Annotated in this window: 15 protein-coding genes; 11 read left to right on the top strand and 4 right to left on the bottom strand. The window is 45.5% G+C overall.

Annotated elements, in window-relative coordinates; all coding sequences use genetic code 11:
* Positions 1-8: 8 nt before the first annotated feature.
* The gene (locus tag AB5123_RS02940; RefSeq protein WP_337812313.1) at positions 9-1,445 is read right to left on the bottom strand and encodes an efflux RND transporter periplasmic adaptor subunit; all 1,437 of its coding nucleotides are present in this window, start codon (positions 1,443-1,445) and stop codon (positions 9-11) included.
* Positions 1,446-1,861: 416 nt separating this feature from the next.
* Positions 1,862-2,137, bottom strand: coding sequence for a hypothetical protein (locus AB5123_RS02935; protein WP_256321681.1), 276 nt, complete (start codon positions 2,135-2,137; stop codon positions 1,862-1,864).
* 336 nt (positions 2,138-2,473) lie between these two features.
* On the opposite strand from AB5123_RS02935, the gene AB5123_RS02930 reads away from it, so the two are divergent.
* Entirely contained in the window at positions 2,474-3,103 is a 630-nt protein-coding gene (locus tag AB5123_RS02930; RefSeq protein ID WP_022288693.1) for a phosphoribosyltransferase, read from the top strand.
* Positions 3,104-3,236: 133 nt separating this feature from the next.
* Here AB5123_RS02930 and AB5123_RS02925 read toward each other — a convergent pair whose 3' ends face one another.
* Positions 3,237-3,788 carry a TIGR04002 family protein gene (locus AB5123_RS02925; RefSeq protein ID WP_046440589.1) on the bottom strand — a complete coding sequence of 184 codons (552 nt, stop codon included), beginning with the start codon at positions 3,786-3,788 and terminating at the stop codon, positions 3,237-3,239.
* Between the two features lie 358 nt (positions 3,789-4,146).
* Positions 4,147-4,581 carry an Rrf2 family transcriptional regulator gene (locus tag AB5123_RS02920; RefSeq protein ID WP_038670273.1) on the bottom strand — a complete coding sequence of 145 codons (435 nt, stop codon included), beginning with the start codon at positions 4,579-4,581 and terminating at the stop codon, positions 4,147-4,149.
* Between the two features lie 204 nt (positions 4,582-4,785).
* Between AB5123_RS02920 and zapA the strand changes: the two genes are divergently transcribed.
* The 10 genes from zapA (at position 4,786) to AB5123_RS02870 (ending at position 15,389) form a co-directional block, all read left to right on the top strand.
* A complete protein-coding gene (gene zapA, locus AB5123_RS02915; RefSeq protein WP_022288696.1) occupies positions 4,786-5,292 on the top strand; it encodes a cell division protein ZapA in 507 nt (168 codons plus the stop codon).
* Entirely contained in the window at positions 5,292-7,364 is a 2,073-nt protein-coding gene (locus tag AB5123_RS02910) for a DUF3656 domain-containing protein (protein WP_368364511.1), read from the top strand. Before zapA ends, AB5123_RS02910 begins: the two co-directional genes overlap by 1 nt.
* A 1-nt stretch (position 7,365) precedes the next feature.
* Complete coding sequence (gene dut, locus AB5123_RS02905; protein WP_022288698.1) at positions 7,366-7,806, top strand: dUTP diphosphatase; 441 nt, start codon at positions 7,366-7,368, stop codon at positions 7,804-7,806.
* Positions 7,807-7,824: 18 nt separating this feature from the next.
* Entirely contained in the window at positions 7,825-8,973 is a 1,149-nt protein-coding gene (locus AB5123_RS02900) for an amidohydrolase (protein ID WP_368364510.1), read from the top strand.
* Positions 8,974-9,696: 723 nt separating this feature from the next.
* Entirely contained in the window at positions 9,697-11,760 is a 2,064-nt protein-coding gene (locus tag AB5123_RS02895; RefSeq protein ID WP_368364509.1) for a chemotaxis protein CheA, read from the top strand.
* Between the two features lie 2 nt (positions 11,761-11,762).
* Entirely contained in the window at positions 11,763-12,206 is a 444-nt protein-coding gene (locus AB5123_RS02890; RefSeq protein WP_022288702.1) for a chemotaxis protein CheW, read from the top strand.
* A 25-nt stretch (positions 12,207-12,231) separates the two neighbouring features.
* Positions 12,232-13,068: a protein-glutamate O-methyltransferase CheR gene (locus AB5123_RS02885; RefSeq protein ID WP_368364508.1), complete on the top strand. Its 837-nt coding sequence runs from the start codon at positions 12,232-12,234 to the stop codon at positions 13,066-13,068.
* Entirely contained in the window at positions 13,065-14,054 is a 990-nt protein-coding gene (locus AB5123_RS02880; protein ID WP_368364507.1) for a chemotaxis protein CheB, read from the top strand. The genes AB5123_RS02885 and AB5123_RS02880 overlap by 4 nt, the downstream gene beginning before the upstream one ends.
* 25 nt (positions 14,055-14,079) lie before the next feature.
* Entirely contained in the window at positions 14,080-14,544 is a 465-nt protein-coding gene (locus AB5123_RS02875) for a chemotaxis protein CheW (protein ID WP_181982547.1), read from the top strand.
* 2 nt (positions 14,545-14,546) lie between these two features.
* Positions 14,547-15,389, top strand: a complete 843-nt coding sequence (locus AB5123_RS02870; RefSeq protein ID WP_138336857.1) for a fumarate hydratase — start codon at positions 14,547-14,549, stop codon at positions 15,387-15,389.
* The last annotated feature ends 188 nt before the right edge of the window (positions 15,390-15,577 follow it).

The following is a 15,577-nucleotide window of genomic DNA, read 5'->3' as shown; positions in this document are numbered from 1 at the left end:
AGCCCTCCTTATTCAGCGAAAGCTGCGTCAGCATCAGCAGCGTCGGCATTCTCACCGTCTGCATTTCCTGCATTTTCCTCTTCACCGTAAAGCTTGTTGAAGTATTCTTCTATCTCCTCGTCCGTCATGCTTGCGAGCATATCCTCGTCTATAGCCATGCCGTCCTCACCACTTCCGTCAAAAGCGATGTCCTCGTCACCGCCCTCGGTATCAGCGTCACTGTTGTCGTTCGTGCCAAGGTCATTAGGTGGAACAGACACATCAGCCTCATTGGTGGTAGCCGTCATACCCTCCTCGATAGACTTGTCAGGGTATGCAATATAATCGCCCTTTTCAAGACCTGACTTTATCTCGCAGTCACCGTTATCCTCGTCCTTCTGACCTATCTCAACATATCTCTTTTCTATCTTTCCGTCCTCGTTCTTAGCCCAGACGTAGTTCTTCTTGCCGTCCTTGCAGATAAAGTCGGAATAGAGCCATATGCCCGTCTTGTTTATAGAAGTGTCCTGACCGTTATCAATCTCGATAAGAACGTGCTGACCGAGCATAAGTCCGTCAAAGCTCTCAGGCTTAACATAGAAAGCGTAGTTTGAAGACTGGCTCATCTCATCGCTTGAACCGAAGCTGTATATATCATCACCAGAATTTTTCTGCGGACTTGTGTCAACAGAAGTTATCTCGCCCTTCCAAGTGGAATCATCAAGCCTTGACTTTACGATAACAGAAGCTCCCTGCATGATATCTTTGCTGTTCTGCTCGTTGAATCTGCCCTTTATTCTGTAGTCGCCCTCTTCTGTTATCTGCATTATAACGTCGCCGCCGTCCTGCTGAAGCTTGTCCACCGTCTTGACGTTCTTTACAGTTCCGTCGATAGAAGCGGTGACGTATGCGTTCTTTGTGGAAGCCTCCAGCTTTTTGATCTCAACGTTTTTAGCCTTTATATCATATTCGTTCTTAGCATTGTCGCTCTGCAAAGAAAGGATCTGGGTCGTGTATGACACAGCAGCGTCCTGATCGGCGTTTTTCTTTTCCTTTTCAAGCTCAGCTATCTGGCTCTTATTTGAAGCTATCTCGTTCTGGAGCCTCTCCACCTCGAGCTTAGCCTGCTCAAGCTGAAGATTTATAGCCTCAACGTCATATGTAAGAAGCTTGTCACCCTTTTTAACAGAGTCACCGTTCTTAACAAGTATCTCGGCCACCGTCTTTGAGCTGTCATACTTTACGTCCACAGACTCCTGTGCCTCAACAACGCCCAAGAACGAGCGATTAGAAAGCTTGAAGTCCGACGCAGTGTTAAGTGACGATACCTTCTGCACATATACCTTCTGTGAGCTTTTTGAGCCTCCCTTGCCGGTCTTTTTCCATACGAAAAAGCCTCCCACACACACTGTGCAGACGATAACAAGCACTATTATAACAGTGCATATCCTTTTTTTCGTGGTCATTGCAATACCTCCGTTTGTGATTTTTTCCCAAAATAGCATAAAAAATCCGCCTGACAGCAGCCAGACGGATAATACAGCCCCACCTTTCCCATAAGGGTATAGCATGAGCGTATTATTCTTTGTTATCTTGCTGTCCTGTTGTCTTTTGTTCTTATCTGTTTTTATGTATACATTATACCATAAAAAGAATACAAGTCAATAAAAAAAGACGTTGTTTTAAGAAGCTCATAAGAATTTCCCTCATCTATAAAGACGTGCAATAACAAAAAAAGTTGCAAACAAAAAAAATTTCTCGTACTATCCCGCAGAGGCACCTGATGTTTTTAAACACTCTCGGTGCAAACAGCATTCACCAATACAGATTGTAACAAATCACCCCAACAAAAAAAGGGCAGCCCACGCCGCCCTAATATGTATTATTTTTTCTTAGCCATAAGCCCTATCATTATAAGCACTACCACCGCACCGCCGCCGATACAGCCGAAAAGCACCCAATCGGTCTCAGTGTTCTGGGTGGAGTTTTTCTGCGCCTTGATAACCTCCTGCTCCGCCATAGCCTCCGCCGCAGAGCTTTCCGTCACAATGGAGCTGTCCTCCGTCTGAGGGCTGTCCGCATACACCGCCCACGGTATTATCATCATAAGCGACATCACAGCCGCCCCAAGCCCCGACAAAAGCTTTCTTGTCCTCATATAAAAAGACCTCCTCCGATACGCCATTTATCAACAGCAAAGCTTTATCACAGAGCTGCTTAAAGTTTTCCTCATTCAATTATACACATTTTCCAATAAAATTACAAGCAGAATTTTGTACAAATCATACATTAGTTTACACAACAATATACACAACACCTCACGAATTACAAATAAATCGCTTTAAATTTTGATTTATCAGTTTATTAATTGTGTATTGTCACAAAAATATATAGCAAAATTCATCAAAAATAGCATTGAAAATCTTGTTCATATGTGATATAATAACGAATAGCAACATACTGTTCACACTTTACTTGTAAGGAGGTCTTTATTTTGGAAGAACGTATGCAAATTATACAGGCAGCAGGCAACAGCAAGATACAGATAGGCGTTATACCGGGTCACTATGCAACTAACCACTCGCATATCAATTATTATGTAGATATAACATCTCTTAAAACTGGTTATAAAATGGCAAAGGAAGCCGCAAAGGCATTGGCAGCCACCTATGTTTCAACACATATCGACACTATCATATGCCTTGAAGGCACAGAGATCATCGGTGCCTTTCTCGCTGAAAGCCTTGGCGAAAGCGGCATAAACAGCGGTGCAGACGTAAATGTAGTAACACCTGAGCTAAACGCTGTAAACCAGATGATATTCAGAGATAACACTCAGAAGAAAATATGGGGCAAGCAGGTGCTTCTGCTTATCGCTTCCGTTTCAACCGGAAAGAGCATAAACAGAGCAATGGACTGTCTGAAATACTATAACGGCAACCTTGTAGGAATAGCTTCCATATTCTCCGCTATCAAAGAGAACAACGGCACTGCTATCCACGCCCTTTTCACAGAAAAGGATCTGCCTGATTACATGACATATACATCATCAGAATGCCCAATGTGCAAATCAGGACAGAAGGTCGACGCTTTGGTAAACAGCTTCGGCTATTCAAAGATATAGCTTGTAACTTCATTCTCCATAAAAATAACGTTAAAGGGACGGAATTTGACTTCCGCCCCTTTTTCTTTTGCCAAAATGCGTAGGGACGACCTGATGTCGTCCACTTTGCTTATCACGCTTTTATGCCAATAAATTATCCAAACAAATGTGAAAACTTCTTTTTAAGTCCAGCCTTGTCAAAAGCAAGTCCAAGCACTATATAAAGTATCGAGCTTGCAAGCACCTGTATGCAGTAAGCAGGAGTCTGACCGAAAGCCGAGATTATAGCACTCTTTGAGAAACCGCCTGCCATAAAAATTCCCTCATAAAGACTGTAGCATACCACGCATATAACAAGTGCAGGGATAATTCCAAGCAGATTTCTCACGCAGATTATTTTCTCTGTCTTTCTTGAAAAGCAAAGGGCAGTTATAGCCTTTATAACGATAGTTCCAGGGAGCCATACCACAAATCCTGAAAGTCCGTCTGCAAGACCTGCTCCGATAGCGCCTGCCGCCATTGCATAAGGTGTAGGAAGCATCGAAGCCGCAAGATAAATAAGTCCGTCACCTGCGTGTGTGTAGCCTGCACCCGTAGGAATGTGAAGCCATGCCGTAAGAACATATATCATTGCCGCAAAAAGACCTGTCACACAAATAAGCTGAATATGCTTTGTTGAATTTTTTACCTGAACTGTTGTACTCATTATTATCACTCCAATTTAATTTCTATCCTTATTTTATACCTCCAGACTATGATTTGCAAATGCCTCAGTTTCACACTTTTTCCACCGCAAATTGTATCTTTTGCACAATCCAAAAGTCCTATCCGAACATCACATTTGTGCATCAAAGCAATACCATATCCCACAATAATTTTACAAGAACATGACAAAATCAATTATGCACAAAACCAAGCTGTCATATAGGCTTTCTTTTGTGCTATAGGTAGAAGATAAAAAGGCGTAAAAAAAGAGCGGTCATGGGCAAGACCACTCCATTCTGCAAACAGACAGCTTAAAATCGCACAAAAAACGGGCGAGCAAAGCCCGCCCCTACAAAATATCAAATAACGTAATCATCTATCCTTGCATTTTCCTGATTTACAAGGTCCTGCAAAGTAATGCCGTCAACAACATCATTTATAGCACCGTAAAGCTTTTTCCATACCGTCAGCGTTGCACAGCTATCCTGACGTGGACAGGTATTTTCTTCCCCCTCCAGACAAGCCACAGGAGCAAGACTTCCCTCTGTGAGCCGAAGTATCATTCCCACAGTGTATTCCGCAGGCGTTTTTGCCAGCTTGTATCCGCCCCCTGCACCACGAACACTCTTTACAAAGCCCGCTCTTGCAAGAATGGATATTATCTGTTCAAGATACTTGTCGCTGATGTCTTGTCTTTCAGCGATCGCTTTGATAGGCACATATCCGCTCTGCTCATGTAAAGCAAGGTCAAGCATGAGCCTCAGTGCATATCTTCCCTTTGTGGATATTTTCATCAGCGTCAGATCCTTTCATAAATCCTATAGAAAATCTATGATTAATTATATATCATATTTGTAAAAATGTCAAGCAAAAACCACCGCAAAGGGCGTATTTACAAAAAACTTCTTTTTACCCTCTTTATTTTTCTCAAAAAGTAGTGTATAATACAATTAAGTATACAAGTTCACAGCAAAGAAAATAAAGGGAGGTCAAAAGCTATGAAAAACAAGCTTAAAGTAAATATTTATAACCGTACATACAATCTGCTTTCCGAAGAGTCGCAGGAGTATACCAATAAACTTGCGTTGGTGATAAATTCAAAGATAAAAGGCATGATGAAAGCTATCCCGAGCCTTTCCGTTCAGGACGCCGCAGTGCTGACAGCGCTTGATTGTCTTGACGAGCTTAGCAAGGCAAATCAGAATATCGAGAATATCCGCACCCAGATAAAGGACTATGTTGACGACGCAGGCAGAGCAAGAAGTCAGGCTGACGAAGCTCAGAAAGAAATAAGAGAGCTTCAGGCAAAAGTCCATGACCTTGAAGAACAGCTCGAAGCACGCACAGTTGTAAAAAGAGAGCCTGAGGACGAAGTTATAAACGCAAACGAGCTTCTTTCGCAGGAGATAAAGAACGCTATTGAAAGACCTGTCCACCCTAATCAGCCTAACAACGGCAATTTTGTCGGCACAGTGAATTACAGACCCGAGGGAGGAAGCCATTAATGGCTCACAAAGCTGAGATACTTGCTCCTTGCGGTTCTTTTGAAACTCTCGAAGCCGCCCTTAGAAGCGGCTGTGACGCAGTTTATCTCGGGGGAGAGAAATTCTCCGCCAGACAAAATGCCGTCAATTTCACAGATGAACAGCTAAAAGAAGCCGTAAGGCTCTGTCACCTGCGAGGTGTAAAGGTCTATCAGGCTATAAACACTGTTGTCTTTGACGAACAGCTCGAAGAGTGCAAAAAAGCCGTCAAATTTGCCGCAGAAATTGGCGTTGACGGACTTATCACCCAAGACCTGACCCTTGTGAAAATATGCCGTGAATGTTGCCCCGACCTTGAATATCACGCCTCCACCCAAATGACCATCCACAGCGAAAGCGGTGTGAAAATGGCTAAAAACCTCGGTTTTTCAAGAGCCGTCCTGTCAAGAGAGCTTCCCGAGCATACCATAAAAGACCTCACCGCCCTTGGCATCGAAACAGAGGTCTTTGTCCACGGCGCACTTTGTATGTCCGTGTCAGGTCAGTGCTATATGAGCGCTCTTATAGGCTCACGAAGCGCAAACCGCGGCCTTTGCGCACAAGCGTGCAGACTTCCCGCACAAGGGGATAAGATAACAAAGGGGCAGGAGCGTTACGCCCTCTCTCTGAAAGATATGTCCTATGTTGATAAGCTCCAAAGGCTCGAAAAGGACGGAGTTTCCTCTCTTAAAATAGAGGGCAGAATGAAGCGCCCCGAATATGTTGCGGCGGCAGTGAACTGCTGTAAAAATTCTCTGGAAAACAAGCCTTATGACCTGAAAGCCCTTGAAGCGGTATTTTCTCGTGGGGGCTTTACAGACGGCTATTACAACGGCAAGCTTGGCAGAGAAATGTTCGGCACAAGGCAGAAAGAGGACGTTTCCGCCACCGCCAAAATTCTTCCCGAGCTTCACGAGCTTTACCGCAGATGTGAAAAGCGCACAAAAGCCTTTTTCGCCATAAAGCTTCAGGAAAATTCTCAGGCGGAGCTTTCTCTCCGTGACAGCGAAGGAAACGCCGTGACCGTTTACGGCGATATACCACAGAAAGCCTTGAAAAAGGCCTGCGACAGCGACTATGTGAAAAAACAGCTCTCCAAGCTTGGGGACACCATATATGAGTTCGGAGGACTTGAAGCCGCCATAGGCAAAGACCTTGCCTATCCAGCTTCCGCACTTAACGACCTAAGACGGCAGGCGGTAGAAAAGCTTGACCAGAAGCGTATAGACTTTTTCACCCATACCGCCGATTTTACCGACAAAGCACTTACCGATCTTCCTACCCTGCCAAAAGCCTATGAACACAAAAAGATCCGCATAATGCTCTCAAAGCTCTCTCAGCTTGAGGGTGTTGACCTTGACAAAGCAGAGCTTGTGGGCGTGCCAATAGAGATAGCGTCAGAAGCGGCAAAGATCGTGTCAGACAAAAGCAAGCTTATGATAATAATGCCACGCTTCACATTCGACGAGAAAGCCCTATGTGAAAAGCTTTCAGCCGCAAAAGAAGCAGGCATAACAAAAATGCTCGCCATGAATATCGGCCACTGCCTTATTGCGAATGACCTTGGCTTTGAGCTTCACGCAGGCTATTCATTCAATCTCTGCAACTCAGCCGCATTGGACGAGGTAAAAAAACTTGGTGCAAAAGACTGCACAGTGTCCTTTGAGCTTAAAGCGTCGCAGATAGAAAAATTAAAGAAGCCCATTGAGATAGGCTTTGTGGCATACGGCAGACTTCCCCTTATGCTCACAGCAAACTGTCCTATAAGAAACGATATAGGCTGTAAAAACTGCAAGGGCAAGCTTTTTGACCGCACAGGCAGAGAGTTTCCGGTGAGATGTCCAAAGGGCAGAGATTGCGCAGAGATACTAAATTCCGATATTTTGTACCTTGCAGACAAGCTCGACGATTTTGATAATGCCGACTATATGGAGCTTCACTTCTATGAGGAGAATGCCCACAGGATAAACGAAATAATAAAGGCTTACCATGGCGAAAGGGGTGCAAAGCCCGAAAACGCCACCAATGGCCTATACTACAGAGGAGTTTTATAAAATGAGATTACTTATAAAAAAGCTTAAGGAAAATGCAGTTATCCCTGCAAGACAAACAGAATTTAGCGCAGGCTATGACCTTTGTGCCTGCACAGACGCACCTGTTACCATAAAAGCAGGTCAGACCGAGAAAATACACACAGGCATATCAGCCGAGGTTCAGGGCGAGAAAAACTGCGTTCTTCTTATCTATGCAAGAAGCTCACTCGCATCAAAGTTCGGCATTGCCCCTGCAAACTGCGTTGGCGTTGTTGATTGGGACTACAGAGGTGAGATAATCTGCGCTCTCCACAACAGTTCAGACAAGGACTACACCATAAACAGTGGCGACAGGATCGCACAGCTTGTGATAACCCCTGTTTTCACTCCCGAAGTAGAGGAAGTAACAGAGCTTTCCGATACAGAGCGTGGCGCAGGCGGCTTTGGCTCAACAGGCAAATAAGAATGGTGAAAACTGCATATGAAAATTTACAACGTTAAAATAAAGACCATGGACAGCGACAGACGTGTTATTGAAAACGGCTGGGTTGAGATAACAGACGGCATTATTTCCGCTGTAGAAAGCGGCTCTCCCGAAGCTGTCACAGCCGAAGACATAGACGGCAACGGCAGAACAGTTTACCCTGGTTTTATCGACATTCACACACATCTTGGACTATCCACAAGCGGCGTAGGCATGGAGGGCGAGGATTTCAACGAGGAATCTGAACCATGCACAGCACATATCCGCATTGTTGACGGCATAAACCCCATCGACTATTCCTTTGAGCTTGCAAGAAAAGCAGGCGTAACATGCTGTCTTGTATCCCCAGGCTCAGCAAACCCTGTTGCAGGCAGTATTGCGGCAGTAAAAACCTATGGCAAGCGAGTAGATAAAATGCTTGTAGGCACAGTTGGAATGAAATTCTCAATGGGTGAAAACCCTAAACTCACCTATTCTGACAAAGAGGACGCCCCCTACACCCGAATGGCAGTGGCAGGCATAATAAGAGAAGCACTTATAAAGGCGCAGAAATACGGTGAAGCGGTCGAGCGTGCAATGGGAAGCGAGGAGGATATGCCTGAGTTTGACATGAAGTCGGAGGCTCTGCTCCCTGTTCTCAGAGGTGAAGTCAAGGCGCATTTTCACTGTCACAGGGCGGACGATATTTTCACCGCCATAAGGATAGCGAAAGAATTTGAGCTTGACTATGTGCTTATACACTGCACTGACGGTCATATCATAGCTGACGAGCTTGCAGAGGAAGAAGCAAGCTGTGTGATAGGTCCTGTAATATGCGACAGGTGCAAGCCTGAAATGGCAAATCTTACCCCGGCAAACGCAGGCATACTTTCTTCTCACGGCATAAAGGTAGCAATCTGCACCGACCACGCAGAAGTGCCGATAGAATATCTGCCCTTGTCAGCGGCTATTGCAGTAAAAAACGGTCTTGACTATGAAAAGGGCATTGAAGCTATCACCTGCACAGCGGCAGAGATAGCAGGCATATCCGACCGGGTAGGCTCTGTAAAGGCAGGGCTTGACGCAGACCTCACCCTATTCAGCGGCGACCCCCTTGATGTAATGGTATCACCTGACATGGTGATATGCGGTGGAAAAATAATTTGATATGATACCAATGCGGAACGGTTTTCGTTTCGCATTTTTTATTTGTACTTGTGTTAGCCGCACTTTACAAACCATGTAGGGGCTGGCGCCCTCGACAGCCCGCACCTGTTTGCCTGCTCGATCCTGTGATAAACCCACAAATGGCGGTAGGGGCGAACAGCGTTCGCCCGCCTTTATTCGCCTACATGGTTTGTACAAATTCAACCCCCCGCAACTCCTCGAAACGGGACGTCGTGTTTCTGCAAAGCAGAAATTGCGCTGCTCCCCTACAGGTATTCGGGCAAGTTTCTGCCGCCGCAAAATCGCTCCGCTCTTTGCGGATATACGTTTTGCTTTGGGATAGAATAGCGGTGCAGATTGTGTTACTCCGATATTTCTTTTGTCTGATATCTTATTTCTATATGCTTTTAATACTACAATCTGCACCTAGTCGGCTATCGCCGAATGAGGCTCTGCCTCATACTCCGCTAGGGGCTTTGCCCCTAGACCCCACAAGCCCTCCAGTGCCGAGCTTGAGCGTGCGCTTTATCTATCGCTTCGCTCGGTGCTTGGGGGCAGCTTTGCCAATTCCTCACTCCTCACTCCTCACTTACCCTCCCCTCCTCACTTGATCGTTTCTTTTACTTAAAATGCACAAAAATGCTTGAAAAATATCAAAAAATTTGCTATAATATTATTGATTATATCCGTATGCTTCAACAGCACCGAAAGGGAGTGACTTTTTTGCCGAAATTTGAAAGCGGTATGGAAAATATGGCGGATATGTTCGTCTTTGAAACAGGCGACCTTCTGGAAAAGTTGGACGAGATCCTTATGCGCACCGAGCAGGAAGACTCTATCTCCTCCGACGATATCAACGAGATATTCCGTACCATGCACACTATTAAAGGCTCTGCCGCCATGATGAGTATGCACAATATGTCTACCCTTGCCCACTCAGTTGAGGATCTCTTCTACATTATCCGTGAAGACCCTACTGTGAAATATGACAAGCCTGCTCTCTATGAGCTTCTTTTCTCAGCCTCTGATAATCTTAAATCTGAGCTTGATTCACTCTATGACGACGCACCGCTCACCGATTTTTCAGAGCTTGAAAATAAGATACACGCCTTTGCAGCCACCATGAAAGGTCAGCCTGCCACAGACAGTTCCGATACTTCCTCAGCCGATACCAACACCTATGAGGGGCTTTTCCCTGATGATGAAAAAGAGGGCGTTCTCACCTATAAGGTCACATATTCCGAAAGCTGTGCAATGCCTGATATGCGTGCATTGGTGCTTTTGCGTGCTTTAGGTAAAATGTGCGAGGTAATAAAAACTTTCCCTGAGGATCTTGACGCCGACAATGCAGGGGACGAGATATCCAAAAAGGGACTTTACATAAAGCTTATCACCGATGACCCGAATGGCGTTCTTGACCTTATGAAAAACGCCGTGAACGTTGACAAAGCCGAGCAGGTGAAAAAGCCTGAGCAACCTGCTAACGCAGCCAAAAAACCTCAGCCTGCCCAAAAGTCTGCTCCGGAAAAGTCAGCCCCAAAGCCTGCTCAGCCTGCAAATGCAGTCCCCAAAAAGCATGCCGAAAAGCATGAGCAGTCCATGATATCCGTCAAGCTCGATAAGCTCAACAGACTTCTTGACCTTGTGGCTGAGATCGTTATAACCGAAGGTTCTGTTATCTCCTCTCCCGACCTGAAAAAAGCCGAGATAAACCTTGACCGCTTCAATAAATCCTCCCGTGAGCTGAAAAAGCTTACCGACGAGCTTCAGGACGTTGTAATGTCCATACGAATGGTGCCTGTTTCCACAGCATTTCAGAAGATGAACCGTGTTGTCAGGGATATGAACCAAAAGCTCAAAAAGAACGTTACTCTTGTGTTTGAAGGGCAGGAAACGGAAGTGGATAAATCTATCGTAGATATCCTCAATGACCCCCTTATGCACATTGTAAGAAATGCAGTTGACCACGGCATAGAAGACCCCGAAGTCCGTGCAAAAGCAGGCAAGACCGAGCCTGCCACAGTTACTCTAAGCGCAGGCTATGACTCCAACGAAGTGGTTATCTCCTGCCGTGACAACGGTGCAGGAATGGATACCGCAAAGCTTATGGCGAAAGCCAAGAAAAACGGGATGCTCACAAAGCCTGAGAATGAATATACCGACAAAGAGATATTCAATTTTGTTGTGGCGGCAGGCTTTTCCACCAATGATAAAATAACCGAATATTCAGGCAGAGGCGTGGGAATGGACGTTGTAAAGAAAAACCTTGAGAAAGTCGGCGGAAAGCTCTATGTTGACTCCAAGTTTGGCGAAGGCTCTGTCTTTACTATCAGGATACCACTCTCTCTGTCTATCCTTGACGTTTTAAGCGTTGACGTAGGGGGCGAGAATTTCTCTCTGCCTGTTTCCGCAGTTTCCGAAGCTTTCTCCTGCAAAACCGAAAGCTTTATCACCGACCCCGAGGGCAACGAGTTTATAATGCTCCGTGAAAAATGTCTGCCTCTTATCAGAATGAGCGACCATTTTGATATACCAAATGCCGAAAAGGACGTAACAAAGGGCATAATGCTCTGTTGTAAAGACGGCGGCAAGGAAGCCGTCCTCATGGCAGACAGGATAACAGTTGACCAGCAGGTGGTAGTAAAACCGTTCTCACCTCTCCTTGACGCCTATCCCCTCAAGGAATCAGGCATGGCAGGCTGTTCGGTCCTCGGTGACGGCAGTATAACCATAATACTGGATATGAAAGAATTTCTCGGCAATTATGACTTCCGAAAGGGTGAATAAAGATGTCAGAACAGGATATAAACGAATTTTGTCAGAAGGGCGGAAAAATACTCTCCTTTGTTTCTGATGAAAAATATTACGCCTTTGAGGTAAAAGATGTCACCGATATAATAGGGCTTCTCCCCGTCACAAGGCTCCCGAAAACACCAAAGTTCATAAAAGGCGTTATAAATCTCCGAGGAAAAGCCGTTCCCGTGATAGATCTCCGCCTGCGTCTTGGACTGCCCGAAGGGGAGTATGACAACAGAAGCAGTACCATAGTGATAGAAGTCGGCTCAAATCAGGCTGGCATAATATGCGATAAGGTCTTGGACGTTGAGGATATCCTCCCCCAGCAGACCGCCGTGTCGCCCGTAAAAAACAGCCTTGTAAAATGCTTTATAAACGCAAACAACAAAAACATATCCCTGCTTGACCCTGATATTCTGGTCAGAACAAACAGGTAAAACATAATAACAAGGAGGAAGAGGAATGCTGTCACGTCTTGAGATCTCTCAGTCAGACTTTGACGAGCTTACTGCATTCATAAAAGAAAAATACGGTCTTGACCTTGCAAGGAAAAAGTCTATCGTTGAAAGCAGGCTGAGCAACTATGTATTGGACTGCGGCTTCAACAGCTTTTCAGAATATCTCAGCGCCGTCTACAGCGATGAAACAGGCAGAGAAACTGCCAACCTTATAAACCGCCTTACTACCAACCATACATATTTCATGCGTGAAACGGACCATTTCCAACACTTCATGGAGAAATTTCTCCCCTATGCCGAAAAAAACGTCCTCGATCATGATATGCGTATATGGAGTGCAGGCTGCTCATTCGGCAACGAGCCATATAATCTTGCCATGTGTATGGACGATTATTTCGGCTTTGACCGCCGTTTCTGGGACTTGAAAATACTTGCCACGGATATCTCCCTTAACGCACTGCGTTCTGCCAAAAACGGCATTTATACCAGTATGTCCATAAAGAATATCCCAGAAGATTGGCGTAAAAAATATTTTCACCCATATTCAAACACAAAGGATCTCTGGCAGGTCAGCGATACAATAAGGCAGAATGTTGAGTTTCGCTACCACAATCTTATGGATGATTTCACTTTCAAAAAGAAATTCGACCTTATCGTCTGCCGTAACGTCATGATATATTTTGACGACGATACAAAAGCCGAGATATGCAGAAAATTCTATGACGCAATGGAGGTTGGCGGCTATTTCTATATCGGTCACGCAGAATCAGTGCCGAAGTATATGCCTTTTGTAAAAGTTGCCCCTGCAATATACCGCAAGCTGGGAGGGGATAAAAAATGACGCCTCTCTTTCTTGTGATAACTGAAAACAAAACCTTTGCACAGCTTTGCAGAAAGGCCCTTACAAACGCAGGCTTCCAAAGCTCAAAGCTCGCCTCAGCCTGCCTTAGCAACGGCAGAAAAAGCGTCACCGCCCTTTCTCCCGACTATGTTCTTCTCGACGGCGATTGCCAAGACAATATGGACGACTACATCATAAGCCTTGCCCCACGATATTCTGTGCCTATAATCTATCTTACCATTCAGCATAACAATAAATATCCCATGATGCAGGCAGGTGCTATAGACGTCGTATATAAACCTGACGGCACTCCGTCTGATAACGAGCGTTTTCAGAAACGCTTTGCCGAAAGCATACAGCGCCTTGAAAAAGCAAGAGCTAATTCTGTTGTGCATATACCTGCCATAAATACCTCCAGAATAATAGCCATAGGCGGTTCAACAGGCTCAACGGAAGCCCTGAAAGCTATCCTTAAAGACCTCCGCCACGACCTGCCCCCTATAGTGGCAGTCCTGCATATGCCTGCAGGCTATACAAGGATATATGCCGAACAGCTATGCACTGAAACCGGTCACAACGTTGTGGAAGCCAAAAGCGGTCTGTATCTCAGCCAAGGCATGGTGGTAATAGCGCAGGGCGGTCAGCACCTTAGATTGTTCAGGGATAAAAAAGGCTATTTTGTCACCTCTGAAGCAGGCGTAAAGGTTTCAGGTCACTGTCCGTCAGTTGACGTGCTTTTTGATTCTGTGGCATACAGCGCAAAGCGTAACGCTATAGGCGTTATCCTCACCGGCATGGGCTGTGACGGTGCAAAGGGTATGCTCAACATGAAGAAAATGGGAGCATATAATATCGGACAGGACGCAGAAAGCTCCATAGTCTATGGTATGCCTAAAGCCGCATATGAAAATGGCTCAGTGTCAAAGCAGTGTCCCCTTGACAAGATAGCACAGGAGATACATTATCGCATCGACAACGGCTTATGATAAAATATAACAAGGAGGGATAGCTGTGGAAAACAGCAGATATCTCATTTTCACCTCAGCAGGGCGAAGCTTTTCACTGCCCTTTGAGGATATAAAAATAATCATAGCGGCGCAGACCCCAACTCCCGTGCCTGATTTTCCCGACTATGTGCCGGGAACAGTGGTGAACGAGGGCGAGGTAGTGCCTGTCATAGACCTGCGCAGACGTTTCCACTATGAGCCAAAAGAGATCTCCGACAGAGATTGCATAATAATCACAATGGGCGAAGAAGTTTCCGTAGGGCTTTTGTGCGACAGCGTAACAGGCTTCACGGATATCCCCGAGGATAAGCTGTGTAAAGCCCCAAACGTCAACGAAGAAGCCTGCGCAGATTTTCTAAAAGGAGAATTTCTTCTGGAGGGCAAGCCATGCTATGTCCTTGACAGCGAAAAAGTAATAAAGCTCAGCGACCGTGAAAAGGTAGCAAATACAGAGCGAAAGGATAAATAAAAATGAGAGAGATAAACGTTTCAGAAGTAGAAGAACTTGTAAGAGAGCTGTGCATAAAAGCCAATCTGTATCTTCCTGAGGATATGGAAAGCTGTATAGAGTGCAACGCCAGGAAAGAGCAGTCCCCGGTGGGAAAGAACGTCTTTGCTGATATCCTTGACAATATGAGAGTAGCAAGAGAAGAAACTATCCCTATCTGTCAGGACACAGGCATGGCAGTTATCTTCATGACCATAGGACAGGACGTGCATTTTGTAGGCGGTTCGCTGAATGAAGCCATAAATAAAGGCGTAGCAAGAGGCTATACAGAGGGCAGACTGCGCTGTTCCATAGTTTCCGACCCATTGGAAAGAGTAAACACAGGGGATAATACACCGCCTGTTGTGCATCTTAAAATAGCAGAGGGCGAAAAGGTAGAAATAATGGTGGCACCAAAGGGCTTTGGCAGCGAAAATATGTCACAGCTTAAAATGATGACCCCGTCAGTTACCGAGGACGAGATAGTGGATTGGGTAGTGTCAGTGTGTGCAAAAGCAGGTTCTAACCCATGTCCGCCAATAGTCATAGGAGTAGGCATAGGCGGCGACTTTGAGAAGTGCGCATACCTTGCAAAGAAAGCTCTGTGCAGAAGCGTATCAAAGAGAAACCCAAAGGAACGTTATGCAAAGCTTGAAGCGAAAATGCTGGAGAAGATAAACCTCCTTGGCATAGGGCCGCAAGGCTTTGGCGGCACACAGACCTGCCTTGCAGTAAATATAGAAGAAGCACCGACCCATATCGCAGGCCTGCCGGTGTCAGTGAACGTAGGCTGTCATGTGACAAGACACGCAAGCGGAGAGATATAAGGGCATAATGTGGGGGCGAACAGTGTTCACCCGCATTTTCCACAGCACGCACATCTTATTATTCATCAAGCAAGCTCCTACATCTTATTCGGGCAAGTTCTTCCGCCGCAAAATCGCTTCGCTCTTTGCGGATTTACATTTGCTAAGGGATAGGGAAAACGGTGCAGATTTTTGCTCCGATATCACCT

Origin of the sequence: Ruminococcus sp. RTP21204st1_B2_RTP21204_210225, from assembly GCF_040914135.1 — a bacterium.
GTDB lineage: Bacteria > Bacillota > Clostridia > Oscillospirales > Ruminococcaceae > Hominimerdicola > Hominimerdicola aceti.
This window is presented reverse-complemented; position numbering and strand designations above follow the sequence as displayed.